Raw genomic sequence first — 14,722 nt, forward strand, 5'->3', positions numbered from 1 at the left:
TAAGCCTTCGGGCAAAAATTATACATACAAAAATATAACCCTCTGTAAATTACAGGGCATGGTGAGCGGCTTCGCTATGCCCAAAATCTGGAGACAGATTGCGATGGATATTCCAGTTACTGCTGCAAAAACCGGGCGTCGCCGCTACCTGACGCTAATCATGATCTTTATTACCGTGGTTATCTGCTATGTTGACCGCGCCAACCTTGCCGTGGCATCGGCTCATATTCAGGAAGAGTTTGGCATCACCAAAGCGGAAATGGGCTACGTCTTCTCGGCGTTTGCCTGGCTTTATACGCTGTGCCAGATCCCCGGCGGCTGGTTCCTTGACCGCGTCGGCTCACGTCTGACCTATTTTATCGCCATTTTCGGCTGGTCCGTGGCGACCCTGTTCCAGGGCTTCGCGACCGGGCTGATGTCGTTGATTGGCCTGCGCGCCATCACCGGTATTTTTGAAGCGCCGGCATTCCCCACCAACAACCGTATGGTGACCAGCTGGTTCCCGGAACACGAACGCGCTTCCGCCGTCGGTTTTTATACCTCCGGACAGTTTGTCGGCCTGGCGTTCCTGACGCCGCTGCTGATCTGGATCCAGGAGCTGCTGAGCTGGCACTGGGTGTTCATCGTCACCGGTGGGGTTGGCATTATCTGGTCGCTGATCTGGTTCAAGGTTTACCAGCCGCCGCGTCTGACCAAAAGCATCACCAAAGCCGAACTGGACTACATCCGCGACGGCGGTGGCCTGGTGGATGGCGATGCGCCGGTGAAAAAAGAGGCGCGCCAGCCGCTGACCAAAGCAGACTGGAAGCTGGTCTTCCATCGTAAGCTGGTGGGCGTGTATCTGGGCCAGTTCGCGGTGACCTCAACGCTGTGGTTCTTCCTGACCTGGTTCCCGAACTATCTGACGCAGGAGAAGGGGATTACCGCGCTGAAGGCAGGCTTTATGACCACCGTACCGTTCCTGGCGGCCTTCTTCGGCGTACTGCTTTCCGGCTGGCTGGCCGATAAGCTGGTGAAAAAAGGCTACTCGCTGGGTGTGGCGCGTAAAACGCCGATTATCTGCGGGCTGCTGATCTCTACCTGCATCATGGGCGCCAACTACACTAACGATCCGGTGTGGATTATGACCCTGATGGCGGTGGCGTTCTTCGGGAATGGGTTCGCCTCTATCACCTGGTCGCTGGTGTCGTCTCTGGCACCGATGCGGCTGATTGGCCTGACCGGCGGCGTATTTAACTTCGTTGGCGGGCTGGGCGGCATCACCGTGCCGCTGGTTATCGGCTACCTGGCGCAGGACTACGGCTTCGGCCCGGCGCTGGTCTATATCTCGGCGGTTGCGCTGGTCGGTGCGCTCTCCTACATTCTGCTGGTGGGCGACGTTAAACGAGTAGGCTAAATCCCGCTGATGTTTTACCCTGATGCGAAAACCGCGCATCAGGGTATCCCCATGAAACAAATCACCTTCGCTTCCCGTCACCACCAGCTCACCAATATCAATACCTGGACGCCGGACAGCCAGTGGCTGGTCTACGATGTGCGCCCGTCAGGCGCGTCGTTCACCGGTGAAACCATTGAGCGGGTTAACGTCCATTCAGGCGAGGTGGAGGTGGTTTATCGCGCCACTGACGGCGCGCACGTCGGCGTGGTGACCGTTCATCCTGCCCAGGAGAAATACGTCTTTATCCACGGCCCGAAAAACCCAGATGCAGACTGGCACTACGATTTTCATCATCGCCAGGGGGTGATTGCGCATCATGGCCAGGTGAGCAATCTGGATGCGATGGATATCACCGCGCCTTACACCGCAGGCGCGCTGCGCGGCGGCAGCCACGTCCATGTCTACAGCCCGAACGGGCAGTTCGTCAGCTTTACCTATAACGACCATGTTCTGCACGCGCGCGACCCTAAGCTTGATTTGCGCAACGTCGGCGTAGCTGCGCCTTACGGCCCGGTGAACCCGCAGGGGAACCATCCCCGTGAGTACTCGGGCACGTTCTGGAGCGTGCTGGTCACCCGCACGACGCCTGACCCGCAGCCGGGCAGCGATGAGATCAACCGCGCCTATGAAGAGGGCTGGGTGGGCAACGACAGGCTGGCGTTTATCGGCGATACCCTTTCTGCGCAAGGCGAAAAAGTGCCTGAACTGTTTATCGTCGACCTGCCAGAAGACGAGCAGGGCTGGAAGCGTGCGGGCGATACGCCGCTGCAGGGCACGGCAGAAACCCTGCCTGCGCCACCCGCGGGGGTGATGCAGCGCCGGTTAACGTTTACTCACCAGAACCGCTATCCGGGTCTGGTGAACGTACCGCGTCACTGGGTACGCAGCAACCCACAGGGGACGCGGATTGCATTCCTGATGCGTGATGATAACGGTATTGTGCAGCTGTGGCTGATCTCTCCTGAGGGCGGCGAGCCGTACCCGTTAACCCATACTGAGAGCGGCATTCAGTCTGCGTTTAACTGGCATCCTTCCGGCAATCATCTGGGGTTTGTGCTCGAAAATCGGATCGCCTGCTGCGATGTACGAACCGGCAAGGTGACGTTTTTGACGTCCGATCACGGCAACCCGCCGTCTGCTGATGCGGTGGTATTTTCGCCGGACGGGCGCTTTATCGCGTGGATGGAAGAGACAGGCGGTTTCCGTCAGCTTTGGTTAACGGAAACCGCGCAGAACTAGCGTGGAGGCATTGCTGCGGGCGGGATGACGGCGTTCGTCGCCAGGTTTTCCTGCTCGCTTTTTTCTACCCGTGAGCGCACGGAGTTGTCCTTACGAAATATATCCCACGGCAGCAGAAGCGTATCCGCCACAGCCGTAAACGGCATATCCAGGATAACCAGGGATTTGGTGCCCCAGTTTGTATCGTCATCGGAGATCATCGCCGCGCTGGCGCGCGTCCCCGGATATGTTCCTTCTTTACCGCCGGTGTGAGACATCACGCTCGAACACCCGCAAAGTAAAACTACCCCGCTGAACGTCGTCAGCTTTATCAGAACATTTTTCATCATCACTCAGTCATCGTTAATGGCACTGCATAGACCTGCAACTCAGGGTTATAGCGAGCCTTATCCAAAATGGATAGCCCGATAACCCCGCACTGTGGCAGCCATCGCAATTTAACCCTTTGTGCTGTTGTCCCAGTCTAAGCGAGATGCACAAAAGTGCAAAAAAAAGTGCAGTCGTCGTGCTTGAAAAGCCCGATTGCAGACCCATTTTAAGAATGTGGCCCGATAACGAACACGCCTGATGGGTGTTCGGGGGCGCAAAGGCCTGTCCATGGTGGAAGGCTACATTTTCTCGCTGATTTCAGGAGTTTTATTTATGCGTAACTTCGATCTTTCTCCGCTATACCGTTCTGCAATTGGTTTTGACCGCCTGTTTAACCATTTAGAAAATAACCAAAGCCAGAGCAACGGCTACCCTCCATACAATGTTGAGCTGGTTGACGAAAACCACTACCGCATCGCCATTGCCGTCGCCGGTTTTGCAGAAAACGAACTGGAGATCACCGCGCAGGACAACCTGCTGGTGGTGAAAGGTTCTCATACGGCTGAGCAGAAAGAACGTACCTACCTTTACCAGGGCATCGCCGAGCGCAACTTTGAACGCAAGTTCCAGTTAGCCGAGAACATTCACGTGAAAGGCGCGAACCTGGTCAACGGTCTGCTGTTTATCGAACTGGAACGTGTGATTCCGGAAGAGAAAAAACCGCGTCGTATCGAAATTAACTAATTATGTGGGTCGCGCGAGCGGCCCACCCAGACTTGCTTGCCGTAATGGGAGCATATGTGAATCCGTCAGGATTTGCAGGAACAACTGCGCACAAAATTAAACTGTGCCGAACTCGCTTCTCAGAAGGAGATTTAGTATGCGTAACTATGATTTATCCCCCTTACTGCGTCAGTGGATTGGTTTTGACAAACTGGCTAACGCCCTGCAAAGCAGCAATGAGCAACAGACGTTTCCGCCTTACAACATCGAAAAAAGCGACGATAACCACTATCGCATCACCCTGGCGCTGGCCGGTTTCCGCCAGGAAGATCTGGATATCCAGCTTGAAGGCACGCGCCTGACCGTGAAAGGGTCGCCGGAACAACAAGAGACCGAGACCAAATGGCTGCATCAGGGGCTGGTTAATCAGCCGTTCAGCCTGAGCTTTACTCTGGCAGACCATATGGAAGTATCTGGTGCAACGTTTACCAACGGGCTACTGCACATCGACCTGCTCCGCAACGTGCCGGAAGCCATCGCGCCGCAGCGTATCGCCATTAGCGATCGGCCGGCGTTGAACAGTTAACAAGCCCGCCGATCCTGTAGGTCGGGTAAGGCGTAGCCGCCACCCGACAATACTCACAGACAGCACGAAGCCCTGCCCCGGCAGGGCTTTTTTGTGCGCCATCGCCCATACAATCGCCCCCGGTTCTGAGAGAATCCTTAGCATAACTAAGGTTATGCTAAGGAAGGGGATCATGAGTGATATCGCGTTAACCGTCAGCGTGTTGGCCCTGGTCGCCGTCGTTGGGCTGTGGATTGGTAATATCAAAATCCGCGGCGTTGGGTTTGGGATCGGCGGGGTGCTGTTTGGCGGTATTTTTGTCGGGCATTTTGCCGACAAGCTCGGTCTGGTCCTCAGCGCCGAAATGCTCCACTTTACTCAGGAGTTCGGCCTGATCCTGTTCGTCTATACCATTGGCATTCAGGTGGGACCGGGCTTTTTCGCCTCTCTTCGGGTCTCCGGATTACGGCTCAACCTGTTTGCCCTCGGTATTGTGGTGATGGGCGGGCTGGTCACCGCGATTCTGCACAAGATCTTTGATATCCCGCTGCCCGTCGTGTTGGGCATTTTCTCCGGGGCGGTTACCAACACGCCAGCGCTCGGTGCGGGGCAGCAAATCCTGCGCGATTTGGGCATCGAACCCGGCATTGTCGACCAGATGGGGATGAGCTACGCCATGGCCTATCCGTTTGGGATTTGCGGCATTCTGCTTTCCATGTGGCTGGTACGCGTCCTGTTTCGCATTAACGTCGACAAAGAGGCGAAGGACCACGAAACCACGCTCACCAACGGCCATATGCCGATCAAAACCATCAACATTCGGGTCGATAACCCCAACCTGAACAATATGGCAATTCAGGACGTGCCGATCCTGAACAGCGCCAACATTATCTGCTCGCGCCTTAAGCGCGACGAGATGCTGATGGTGCCCGCGCCGGGCACCATTATCCAGCAAGGCGATCTGCTGCACCTGGTCGGCCAGCCAGGCGATTTAAACAACGCGCGGCTGGTGATTGGTCAGGAAGTGGATACCTCGCTCTCCACCCGCGGCACCGATATGCGCGTGGAACGCGTTGTGGTGACTAACGAGCACGTTCTGGGCAAGAAAATACGCGATCTGCAGGTCAAAGAGCGCTATGACGTGGTCATCTCCCGGCTTAATCGCGCGGGTGTCGAGCTGGTTGCCAGCCCGGAGGCCAGCCTGCAGTTCGGCGATATCCTTAATCTGGTCGGGCGTCCGTCGTCCATTGACGCTGTCGCGGATATGGTGGGTAACGCCCAGCAAAAACTGCAGCAGGTGCAGATGCTGCCGGTGTTTATCGGCATCGGGCTTGGCGTGCTGCTCGGCTCCATTCCGGTATACGTGCCGGGTTTCCCGGTCGCGCTCAAGCTGGGCCTGGCGGGCGGGCCGCTGATTATGGCGCTGATCCTCGGGCGTATCGGCTGTATCGGTAAGCTCTACTGGTTCATGCCGCCGAGCGCCAACCTCGCGCTGCGCGAGCTGGGCATTGTGTTATTCCTGGCAGTGGTTGGCCTGAAATCCGGCGGGGATTTTGTTGATACCCTGGTCAGGGGGGAAGGGATGAGCTGGGTCGGCTACGGCATATTTATCACGGCGATCCCGCTGCTGACGGTAGGCATACTGGCGCGTATGTTCGCTAAAATGAACTACCTGACGCTGTGCGGCATGCTTGCGGGCTCCATGACGGACCCGCCCGCGCTGGCCTTTGCCAACAACCTGCACGCCACCAGCGGTGCGGCGGCGCTGTCCTATGCCACCGTCTACCCGCTGGTGATGTTCCTGCGCATCATCACCCCGCAGCTACTGGCGGTGCTGTTCTGGGGGATGAGCTAGCAGGTCGTCCGGGTGGATGCGCCGCAGATGGTAGTCCACCTGGTAATCACTGGTATTTCGGAACATGACGGAATAGTTGAGGAACTCGCCGCTGTCGCTGTAGGAGAGAGATGTAATGCGCAGCAGCGGCGTCTGTTCCGGCAGGTTCATATAGCCAGCCAGCTGTTTATCCGCCAGCACCGGCGTCAGGCTCTCGTAGTTGCCGCTGATGGTGATCCCGCACTCCTTCTCGATGTAATCAAACTTTGACCCTTCAAGATGCGCCAGAGACAGGTTGCGGAACAGCTTCACCGGCATAAAGCTGTCCTCCAGCATCAGCGGCTTTCCGTCCACGTAGCGCACCCGCCGTGAAAAATAGATCCGCTCATCCACCTGAATCCGCAGCTGGCTGGCGATGGCGGGCGGGGCGGGCATCACTTCGAACTGCAGCACCTTGCTCTGCACCTCTTTCCCCTGCTGGCGCAGCACCTCCACCAGCCCGGTCAGGTTAGTGGTTTCGTGGTGAACGTCTTTACGCGAGACAAACGTGCCGCTGCCGTGCCGCCGCTCAACCAGACCCCAGCTCACCAGCAGATCCAGCGCCTTGCGGATGGTCATTCGCGCCACGCCAAACTCCTGCGCCAGCGCTTTTTCGCCCGGCAGCGGGCTGCCGATGTTGTAGTCCGACGAATTCAGCCGCAGCCGCAATCTGTCGGCGATTGATTTGTAGATCACCAGTAGACCTCTCTGCCCTTATCAGGGCGTGGAGGGCGTCCTGACATGTCCATATTTACAGCAAAAAGTAGACCTGATTGGTCAAAATAAAACCATGAATGCGATCACGAATCGCAGCGGCACGCCATGTTCGCGCATCAGTAAGTTCTTATGCTCACCTCAGGCCAGTAAAAAAACATAAAGGCCTCTACCCCCTACAGGTTGTTACGTGAGGATTTAAAAATGCTCAGTCAAATACAACGTTTTGGCGGTGCCATGTTTACCCCGGTGTTGCTGTTTCCGTTTGCCGGGATCGTGGTGGGAATCGCCATTATGCTTCGCAACCCGCTGTTTGTCGGCGAAGCGTTAACGGCCCCCGATCATCTTTTCGCGCAGATTGTTCACATTATTGAAGAGGGCGGCTGGGCGGTGTTTCGCAATATGCCGCTGATTTTTGCCGTCGGCTTACCGATTGGCCTGGCGAAGCAGGCGCAGGGCCGCGCCTGTCTGGCGGTGCTGATTAGCTTCCTGACCTGGAACTACTTCATCAACGCGATGGGCATGACCTGGGGCCATTTCTTTGGCGTCGACTTCTCTGCTGAACCTACCGCCGGAAGCGGGCTGGCGATGATTGCCGGAATCAAAACGCTCGATACCAGCATCATCGGTGCCATTGTGATTTCAGGTATCGTTACCGCCATCCACAACCGCTATTTTGACAAGCCGCTGCCGGTCTTTTTGGGGATTTTCCAGGGCAGCTCGTTTGTCGTTATCCTCGCGTTCTTCGTCATGATCCCCTGCGCCTGGCTGACGCTGCTGGGCTGGCCGAAAGTGCAGATGGGCATCGAGTCCCTGCAGGCTTTCCTGCGCTCTGCCGGTGCGCTGGGCGTGTGGGTGTATACCTTCCTGGAACGCATTCTGATCCCAACCGGGCTGCACCACTTCGTCTACGGTCCGTTCATCTTCGGTCCGGCGGCGGTGGAAGGGGGGATTCAGGTCTACTGGGCGCAGCACCTGCAGGAATTCAGCCAGAGCACGCTGCCGCTGAAAACTCTCTTCCCGGAAGGCGGATTCGCGCTGCACGGCAACTCTAAGGTGTTTGGCTCGGTCGGGATTGCGTTGGCCATCTGGTACACCGCGTCGGCGGAAAACCGCGTTAAGGTGGCGGGGCTGCTGATCCCGGCTACGCTCACCGCCGTGCTGGTGGGTATTACTGAGCCGCTGGAATTCACCTTCCTGTTTATCTCACCGCTGCTGTTTGCCGTCCACGCCGTGCTGGCGGCGACCATGGCGACGGTGATGTACCTCTTCGGCGTCGTGGGGAACATGGGTGGCGGCCTGCTGGACCAGTTCCTGCCGCAAAACTGGATCCCGATGTTCCACAACCACGCGTCAACGGTATTCACCCAGATCGGCATTGGCGTCTGCTTCACCGGTCTCTATTTCGTGGTCTTCAAAACGCTGATTGAGCGGCTGAACCTGAAAACCCCGGGCCGGGAAGAGAGCGAAATCAAACTCTACAGCAAGGCCGACTATAAGGCGGCGCGCGGGCAAACCACCGCCCCGGCGGCGGCCAGCCAGCAGGTCGGACAGGCCGCCGGATTCCTGCAGGCGCTCGGCGGTGCGGCCAACATCGAAAGCATCAACAACTGCGCCACCCGCCTGCGCATTGCGCTGGTCGATATGGCGAAAACGCAAAGCGACGACGTCTTCAAAGCCCTTGGCGCACACGGTGTGGTGCGACGCGGCAACGGCATTCAGGTGATTGTTGGTCTGCACGTTCCTCAGGTGCGCGACCAGCTTGAATCGCTAATGAAAACCCCTTCAACGAATGAACAAACTACCCTGACAGAGGCTATATCATGAAAAAATTCTCAGTTGTCATTGCAGGCGGCGGCAGCACGTTTACGCCTGGTATCGTCCTGATGCTGTTAGCCAACCGTGACCGTTTCCCGCTGCGCGCCCTGAAGTTTTATGACAACGACGGCGCGCGTCAGGAGACCATCGCCGAAGCGTGCAAAATCATCCTCAGAGAGCAGGCTCCGGAGATTGAGTTCAGCTACACCACCGATCCGAAAGCGGCGTTTACTGATGTGGATTTCGTGATGGCGCATATCCGCGTGGGCAAATACCCGATGCGTGAAAAAGATGAAAAAATCCCGCTGCGCCACGGCGTGCTGGGCCAGGAAACCTGCGGACCGGGCGGGATCGCCTACGGCATGCGCTCTATCGGCGGCGTGCTGGAGCTGGTGGATTACATGGAGCAGTACTCCCCGAACGCGTGGATGCTGAACTATTCCAACCCGGCGGCGATTGTCGCGGAAGCCACGCGCCGCCTGCGTCCGAACGCCAAAATCCTCAACATATGCGATATGCCGATCGGCATTGAAGGACGCATGGCGCAGATTGTCGGCCTGAAAGACCGCAAACAGATGCGCGTGCGCTACTACGGACTGAATCATTTCGGCTGGTGGACGTCTATTGAAGATCTGAACGGCAACGATCTGCTGCCGAAACTGCGCGAATACGTGGCGAAAAACGGCTATGTTCCGCCTTCGGACGATGCGCATACCGAAGCGAGCTGGAACGATACCTTCGCCAAAGCAAAAGACGTGCAGGCGCTGGATCCGGACACTATGCCGAACACCTACCTGAAGTATTACCTGTTCCCGGACTACGTGGTGGCGCACGCCAACCCGGAACGGACCCGCGCTAATGAGGTCATGGATCACCGTGAGAAGCATGTGTTCAGCGCCTGCCGGGCGATTATCGAAGCCGGAAAATCCTCCGCCGGTGAGCTGGAAATCGATGAACATGCGTCGTATATCGTCGATCTGGCGACGGCCATTGCCTTTAACACCCAGGAGCGGATGCTGCTGATTGTGCCAAACAACGGGGCCATCCATAACTTTGACGCCGACGCGATGGTGGAAATTCCGTGCCTGGTGGGCCATAACGGGCCGGAGCCGCTCACGGTGGGTGATATTCCACACTTCCAGAAAGGGCTGATGAGCCAGCAGGTGGCGGTAGAGAAACTGGTGGTGGATGCCTGGGAGCACCGCTCGTACCAGAAACTCTGGCAGGCGATTACCCTGTCGAAAACCGTGCCGAGCGCGTCCGTTGCGAAAGCGATTCTGGATGACCTGATCGAAGCCAACAAAGAGTACTGGCCAGAGCTGCATTAACCTTCCAGACCGGCATCGCCCGATGCCGGTCTCCTTGTCCTGGTCGATTTACGCTATGCTGAAGCCTGCCTGTAGCACGACAAGGAACCTTCATGAAAATTTCCCGCCTCGGCGAAGCGCCGGACTACCGCTTCTCGCTGGCTAATGAACGCACGTTCTTAGCGTGGATCCGCACGGCGCTCGGTTTTCTGGCGGCAGGCGTCGGCCTCGACCAGCTCGCGCCTGATTTCGCCACGCCGCTGATTCGCGAAGTGCTGGCGCTACTGCTGTGCCTGTTTGCGGGCGTGCTGGCGATTTATGGTTACCTGCGCTGGCTGCGCAATGAGAAGGCGATGCGTCTGAAGCAGGATCTGCCCTATACGCGCGGATTACTCATCATCAGCGCAATCCTGCTGGCGGTAGCGGGCGTGGTGATGGTGCTGGTGTTCTATGGCGGATAGCCGCAAAGCGCGGCGCGAAGCGGACCCCGGCCTGCAGCCGGAGCGGACGTCCCTCGCGTGGCTGCGCACGCTGCTGGGGTATGGCGCGCTGATTGCCCTGGCGATTAAGCACAACTGGCACCGCGCCGGGGTGCCGTTCTGGATCTCTGTTGTTGTGCTGGCGCTGGTGGCCCTCATTTTATGGCGCTATACCCGCAGCCGTAACCTGATGGACGTGGCGCAGGACGATTTTGTGCAGCCGAAAGCGGTGCGCGATAAGTTCCTGATCGCGCTCGCTGTTTTCTCGCTGTCGCTGTTGTTTGCGGTAACCCACATTCAACAAATTTTAAGCCTGTAAGCCCGGTGGCGGCTACGCCTTACCGGGCCTACAACTGCCGCGAACTGTAGGCCGGGTAAGGCGCAGTCGCCACCCGGCATAATTACTTCCCTTTAGCCAGATACTTCGCCATCTCGTCTTCCGGCACCATGCCGCCGCCGGTCGCCCACACCAGGTGAGTGACGCTGGCATCCGAATGCACGCGCAGCGGGCCGGCCATGCCTGCCAGCGCGGACGGCTCCAGGCGAATCCCTTCCTCCTGCGCCAGCCAGCCCAGCATGTCGTACATGCTCTGATCGGAGAGGGTGTAGAACCCGTCAAGCAGGCGCTCCATCGCGCGGCCCACGAAGCCCGACGCGCGTCCTACTGCCAGCCCATCCGCTGCCGTGACGTTATCAATGCCCAGATCCTGCACGGCAATCTCATCATGCAGGCCGGTGTAGACGCCCAGCAGCATGCACGGAGAGTGCGTAGGCTCCGCAAAGAAGCAGTGCACGTTATCGCCAAAGGCCAGCTTCAGGCCAAACGCCACGCCGCCAGGGCCGCCGCCGACGCCGCACGGCAGGTAGACATACAGCGGATGCTCCGCATCCACCACGCGGCCCTGTTCGGCAAACTGCGCCTTCAGGCGCTCGCCTGCAACCGCGTAGCCCAGGAACAGGGTGCGGGAGTTTTCATCGTCGATAAAGAAGCAGTTCGGATCGCTTTCCGCCGCTTTTCGTCCCTGCTCTACCGCCACGCCGTAATCCTGCTCATACTCCACAACGATGACGCCGTGGCTGCGCAGTTTGGCTTTCTTCCACTCGCGGGCATCGGCGGACATATGCACCGTGACCTTAAAGCCAATACGAGCGCTCATAATGCCGATGGACATCCCCAGGTTGCCGGTTGAACCCACCGCGATGCTGTACTGGCTGAAGAAGTCCTTAAAGCGCGGTTCCAGCAGAATGCTGTAGTCGTCTTCGGTGCTCAGCAATCCGGCCTCCAGCGCCAGCTTTTCCGCGTGGGTCAGCACCTCATAGATGCCGCCGCGCGCTTTAATCGAGCCGGAGATTGGCAGATGGCTGTCTTTTTTCAGCAGCAGCATGCCGGGAATGGATTTGCCAGATTCTTTCTCCAGCCGCGCCTGCATTGCCGGAATGGCGACCAGTTCGGATTCAATAATCCCCTTCGTGGCGGCCGTCTCAGGGAAGGCTTTCGCCAGATACGGCGCGAAGCGGTTGAGACGAGCATGCGCATCGTCCACGTCGGCTTTGGTCAGCCCGACATACGGCAACCCTTGTGCAAGCGTGGTGGCGTTCGGGTTGAGCCAGGTGGTTTCTTTCAGGGCAATCAGATCCTCAACCAGAGGAAACTGTGCGGTTAAAGTAGTGATAGTTGCGTTTTCCATAATACGTCTCGTCGCGCTCAGATAATGAAAGAAAGCAGGAATGTGCCGCCAAGTGCAAGCACCGAGGCGATAAACGTCGCCGTCGTATAGTATTTGAAGGTCTCATTCAGGGTCGCGCCGCAGTATTGCTTCACCAGCCAGAAGAGAGAATCGGTCACGATCGTGCAGCCAATAGCGCCAGAACCGATGGCAATGGTGATAATCTCCGGGCTTACGTTCGGGTAGAGGGGCAGCATCGGCGCGACTATCGCCGTCGCCCCCATCATCGCGACCGTAGCGGAGCCAACGGCGGCATGCAGCACCAGCGCCACCAGCCAGGCGAGCAGGATAGGATGCATGTGCAGGTTCGAGAGAATATGCGCCAGTGAGTCCGCCAGCCCGCTGGTTTTAAGGATGGCGTTGAACGCGCCGCCCGCGCCGATAATCAGCAAAATGTTGGCGATAGAGCCGAAGCCGTGCTCGGTGTGCGTCAGCATCGTGCCCATGCCCATATGCTGGCGGATCCCCAGCAGGTAGTAGGCGACAAACACGGCGATAAACATCGCGGTGATTGGGTTGCCGATAAACTCCAGCAGGGTATACAGCGTGCCTTCTTTTGCCATATTCAGCTCGGCGATGGTTTTCACCAGCATCAGGGCAATCGGCAGCAGCACGGTGAACAGCGTCGCACCCAGCGACGGCAGAGTGTGCTCTTCCCGCACCTTCAGGTCTGAAAATTCCGCCGGAACCGGTTTAAACGGCAGACGGTTGCCGAGCAGTTTCAGGAAGAGCGGGCCACCGACCAGAGAGGCCATCAGGCCCACCATCAGACCGTAGACAATCACCGTTCCGACATCCGCACCTAATTTGTTGGTGACAAACAGCGCAGCCGGATGCGGAGGCACCACGCAGTGCACCGCCATCAGTGCGGTGCAGAGCGGAATGGCAAGCTTGAGCAGCGACGTGTTGGTCTTTTTGGCGATGGAAAACGCCAGCGGGATCAGCAGTACCACACCCACTTCCACGAACAGGGTAATGCCGCAGATAAGGCCCACCAGCACCATAATCACGTCTACTGACAGCCAGCGGCAGCGCTGCAACGTAATCCCGATGCGCTCTGCCGCGCCGGAAACTTCCATCATTTTGCCGAGAATAGTGCCAAGGCCGATAACCGCCGCCAGGAAGCCCAGCGTACCGCCAATTCCGCTCTCAATGGCGTTCACCATATCCAGCGGGCTCATCCCCATCATCGCGCCGACGAAAAAGCTCGCCAGCAGCAGCGCGAGGAACGGGTGAAACTTCAGTTTTACGATGGTTAAAACAATCAACACGATGCTGACAAGCAGCGTTGCCACAACCCAGACCTGAGATCCCATATCTCACCTCACCCTTATGTCATCTGGGGGTATTGGACGAAAAAACGGCGTGGGCTGACAAACGATATAAATTGGCGTTCAGGTGAGCCAGATTGGATCAACTGAGTGACTGAACTCTAAAAAGCACACTTATTTCGTCGTTGGTTCACATTAATTCATGCTTGAGCGGTATGCTGAGCGCAGAAATAACGTGTGAGAATTGTGATGACCGATGCGAATGAAGTCAGAAACCGGCTGTTAAACGGCTGGCAGCTGTCGAAAATGTACACCTTTGAAGTGGCTGCCCGGCATGAGTCCTTCGCACTGGCGGCGGAGGAACTCTCGCTCAGCCCCAGCGCGGTGAGCCACCGCATCAACCTGCTGGAAGAGGAACTGGGCATTCAGCTGTTTGTTCGCTCACACCGTAAAGTTGAACTGACGCAGGAGGGAAAGCGCGTTTACTGGACGCTGAAATCGTCCCTCGACACCCTGAATCAGGAGATCCTGGATATCAAAAACCAGGCGCTGTCCGGTACGCTAACGGTATACTCCCGGCCGTCGATTGCTCAGTGCTGGCTGGTGCCGATGCTGGGGGATTTTACCCGCCGCTACCCGTCGATTTCACTCACCATCTTGACCGGCAATGATTACGTCAACATGCAGAGAACCGGCATCGATCTGGCGCTCTATTTCGACGATACGCCGCCAAACCACCTTTCTCATCACTTTTTGATGGACGAAGAAATTTTGCCCGTCTGCTCGCCGGCGTATGCCCGGGAGCATGAACTGCTGAAAAACCCCCATAACCTCAGCCACTGCACGTTACTGCATGACCGTCAGGCCTGGAGCAATGATTCCGGCACGGACGAGTGGCTGAGCTGGGCGCAGCACTTTGCGGTGAATATGCCGCCATCATCGGGCATTGGTTTCGATCGTTCCGATTTAGCGATTATTGCGGCCATCAACCACGTAGGCGTCGCGATGGGAAGAAAGCGGCTGGTGCAAAAACGGCTCGAGCGGGGCGAGTTGATTGCACCGTTTGGTGAAAAAACCCTCAAATGCCATCAGCATTATTACATCTCAACGCTTCCCGGCCGCCAGTGGCCGAAAATTGACGCCTTTATCGGCTGGCTGAGAGAACTGGTGAGGTGAAGAATTATTACGCTTTGACGCTACACCAAATGTGAAAAAGCGTGCTAAATACAGGTAATGCTTTTGATTTATCCAGGGTAAAC

14 protein-coding genes and 1 other annotated feature are annotated in these 14,722 nt (G+C 57.4%); of the genes, 10 read left to right on the top strand and 4 right to left on the bottom strand.

Going from position 1 to position 14,722, the window contains the following annotated elements; translation table 11 throughout:
* Window positions 1-58 precede the first annotated feature (58 nt).
* Complete coding sequence (locus tag E3U32_RS07405; RefSeq protein ID WP_134348255.1) at window positions 59-1,396, top strand: MFS transporter; 1,338 nt, start codon at window positions 59-61, stop codon at window positions 1,394-1,396.
* Between the two features lie 51 nt (window positions 1,397-1,447).
* Window positions 1,448-2,677 (top strand): DUF3748 domain-containing protein, encoded by a 1,230-nt coding sequence (locus E3U32_RS07410; protein ID WP_208527904.1) that lies wholly within the window; start codon window positions 1,448-1,450, stop codon window positions 2,675-2,677.
* Here E3U32_RS07410 and E3U32_RS07415 read toward each other — a convergent pair.
* Window positions 2,674-3,006 carry a YceK/YidQ family lipoprotein gene (locus tag E3U32_RS07415; protein WP_134348257.1) on the bottom strand — a complete coding sequence of 111 codons (333 nt, stop codon included), beginning with the start codon at window positions 3,004-3,006 and terminating at the stop codon, window positions 2,674-2,676. The genes E3U32_RS07410 and E3U32_RS07415 overlap by 4 nt on opposite strands.
* A 248-nt stretch (window positions 3,007-3,254) precedes the next feature.
* Window positions 3,255-3,326 (top strand) — a sequence feature (ROSE (Repression Of Heat Shock gene Expression) occurs in the 5'-region of heat shock genes and acts as an RNA thermometer to modulate expression.).
* Here E3U32_RS07415 and ibpA point away from each other — a divergent pair.
* The 3 genes from ibpA (at window position 3,320) to E3U32_RS07430 (ending at window position 6,129) form a co-directional block, all read left to right on the top strand.
* Window positions 3,320-3,730, top strand: coding sequence for a small heat shock chaperone IbpA (gene ibpA, locus E3U32_RS07420; protein WP_008500162.1), 411 nt, complete (start codon window positions 3,320-3,322; stop codon window positions 3,728-3,730). (Overlaps the previous feature by 7 nt.)
* 136 nt (window positions 3,731-3,866) lie before the next feature.
* The gene (gene ibpB / locus E3U32_RS07425; protein ID WP_134348258.1) at window positions 3,867-4,295 is read left to right on the top strand and encodes a small heat shock chaperone IbpB; all 429 of its coding nucleotides are present in this window, start codon (window positions 3,867-3,869) and stop codon (window positions 4,293-4,295) included.
* A gap of 172 nt (window positions 4,296-4,467) precedes the next feature.
* Window positions 4,468-6,129: a putative transporter gene (locus E3U32_RS07430; protein ID WP_134348259.1), complete on the top strand. Its 1,662-nt coding sequence runs from the start codon at window positions 4,468-4,470 to the stop codon at window positions 6,127-6,129.
* Here E3U32_RS07430 and E3U32_RS07435 read toward each other — a convergent pair.
* The gene (locus E3U32_RS07435; RefSeq protein WP_023618235.1) at window positions 6,097-6,843 is read right to left on the bottom strand and encodes a GntR family transcriptional regulator; all 747 of its coding nucleotides are present in this window, start codon (window positions 6,841-6,843) and stop codon (window positions 6,097-6,099) included. The genes E3U32_RS07430 and E3U32_RS07435 overlap by 33 nt on opposite strands.
* Before the next feature lie 222 nt (window positions 6,844-7,065).
* On the opposite strand from E3U32_RS07435, the gene E3U32_RS07440 reads away from it, so the two are divergent.
* The 4 genes from E3U32_RS07440 (at window position 7,066) to E3U32_RS07455 (ending at window position 10,784) form a co-directional block, all read left to right on the top strand.
* Window positions 7,066-8,688 (top strand): alpha-glucoside-specific PTS transporter subunit IIBC, encoded by a 1,623-nt coding sequence (locus E3U32_RS07440; protein WP_134348260.1) that lies wholly within the window; start codon window positions 7,066-7,068, stop codon window positions 8,686-8,688.
* Window positions 8,685-10,007, top strand: a complete 1,323-nt coding sequence (locus tag E3U32_RS07445; RefSeq protein WP_134348261.1) for a 6-phospho-alpha-glucosidase — start codon at window positions 8,685-8,687, stop codon at window positions 10,005-10,007. Before E3U32_RS07440 ends, E3U32_RS07445 begins: the two co-directional genes overlap by 4 nt.
* 92 nt (window positions 10,008-10,099) lie before the next feature.
* Window positions 10,100-10,447 (top strand): YidH family protein, encoded by a 348-nt coding sequence (locus E3U32_RS07450; protein WP_024907384.1) that lies wholly within the window; start codon window positions 10,100-10,102, stop codon window positions 10,445-10,447.
* Window positions 10,437-10,784: a DUF202 domain-containing protein gene (locus E3U32_RS07455; RefSeq protein ID WP_134348262.1), complete on the top strand. Its 348-nt coding sequence runs from the start codon at window positions 10,437-10,439 to the stop codon at window positions 10,782-10,784. The genes E3U32_RS07450 and E3U32_RS07455 overlap by 11 nt, the downstream gene beginning before the upstream one ends.
* Window positions 10,785-10,866: 82 nt before the next feature.
* On the opposite strand, the gene dsdA is transcribed toward E3U32_RS07455, so the two are convergent.
* Window positions 10,867-12,153 (bottom strand): D-serine ammonia-lyase, encoded by a 1,287-nt coding sequence (gene dsdA / locus E3U32_RS07460; RefSeq protein ID WP_134348263.1) that lies wholly within the window; start codon window positions 12,151-12,153, stop codon window positions 10,867-10,869.
* A 17-nt stretch (window positions 12,154-12,170) separates the two neighbouring features.
* Complete coding sequence (dsdX, locus tag E3U32_RS07465) at window positions 12,171-13,508, bottom strand: D-serine transporter DsdX (RefSeq protein ID WP_134348264.1); 1,338 nt, start codon at window positions 13,506-13,508, stop codon at window positions 12,171-12,173.
* Between the two features lie 204 nt (window positions 13,509-13,712).
* Here dsdX and dsdC point away from each other — a divergent pair, with 204 nt between their 5' ends.
* Window positions 13,713-14,639 (top strand): DNA-binding transcriptional regulator DsdC, encoded by a 927-nt coding sequence (gene dsdC, locus E3U32_RS07470; protein ID WP_134348426.1) that lies wholly within the window; start codon window positions 13,713-13,715, stop codon window positions 14,637-14,639.
* Window positions 14,640-14,722 lie beyond the last annotated feature (83 nt).

This window comes from Lelliottia nimipressuralis (assembly GCF_004402045.1).
GTDB lineage: Bacteria > Pseudomonadota > Gammaproteobacteria > Enterobacterales > Enterobacteriaceae > Enterobacter > Enterobacter chinensis.

What these genes read in the sequence shown, in the direction of transcription:
- E3U32_RS07450 (WP_024907384.1), top strand. Translation starts at nt 10,100, where the DNA reads ATGAAAATTTCCCGCCTCGGCGAAGCGCCGGACTACCGCTTCTCGCTG.
- E3U32_RS07455 (WP_134348262.1), top strand. Translation starts at nt 10,437, where the DNA reads ATGGCGGATAGCCGCAAAGCGCGGCGCGAAGCGGACCCCGGCCTGCAG.
- E3U32_RS07430 (WP_134348259.1), top strand. Translation starts at nt 4,468, where the DNA reads ATGAGTGATATCGCGTTAACCGTCAGCGTGTTGGCCCTGGTCGCCGTC.
- ibpB (WP_134348258.1), top strand. Translation starts at nt 3,867, where the DNA reads ATGCGTAACTATGATTTATCCCCCTTACTGCGTCAGTGGATTGGTTTT.
- E3U32_RS07415 (WP_134348257.1), bottom strand. Translation starts at nt 3,006, where the DNA reads ATGATGAAAAATGTTCTGATAAAGCTGACGACGTTCAGCGGGGTAGTT.
- E3U32_RS07410 (WP_208527904.1), top strand. Translation starts at nt 1,448, where the DNA reads ATGAAACAAATCACCTTCGCTTCCCGTCACCACCAGCTCACCAATATC.
- ibpA (WP_008500162.1), top strand. Translation starts at nt 3,320, where the DNA reads ATGCGTAACTTCGATCTTTCTCCGCTATACCGTTCTGCAATTGGTTTT.
- E3U32_RS07440 (WP_134348260.1), top strand. Translation starts at nt 7,066, where the DNA reads ATGCTCAGTCAAATACAACGTTTTGGCGGTGCCATGTTTACCCCGGTG.
- dsdX (WP_134348264.1), bottom strand. Translation starts at nt 13,508, where the DNA reads ATGGGATCTCAGGTCTGGGTTGTGGCAACGCTGCTTGTCAGCATCGTG.
- dsdA (WP_134348263.1), bottom strand. Translation starts at nt 12,153, where the DNA reads ATGGAAAACGCAACTATCACTACTTTAACCGCACAGTTTCCTCTGGTT.
- dsdC (WP_134348426.1), top strand. Translation starts at nt 13,713, where the DNA reads ATGACCGATGCGAATGAAGTCAGAAACCGGCTGTTAAACGGCTGGCAG.
- E3U32_RS07405 (WP_134348255.1), top strand. Translation starts at nt 59, where the DNA reads ATGGTGAGCGGCTTCGCTATGCCCAAAATCTGGAGACAGATTGCGATG.
- E3U32_RS07445 (WP_134348261.1), top strand. Translation starts at nt 8,685, where the DNA reads ATGAAAAAATTCTCAGTTGTCATTGCAGGCGGCGGCAGCACGTTTACG.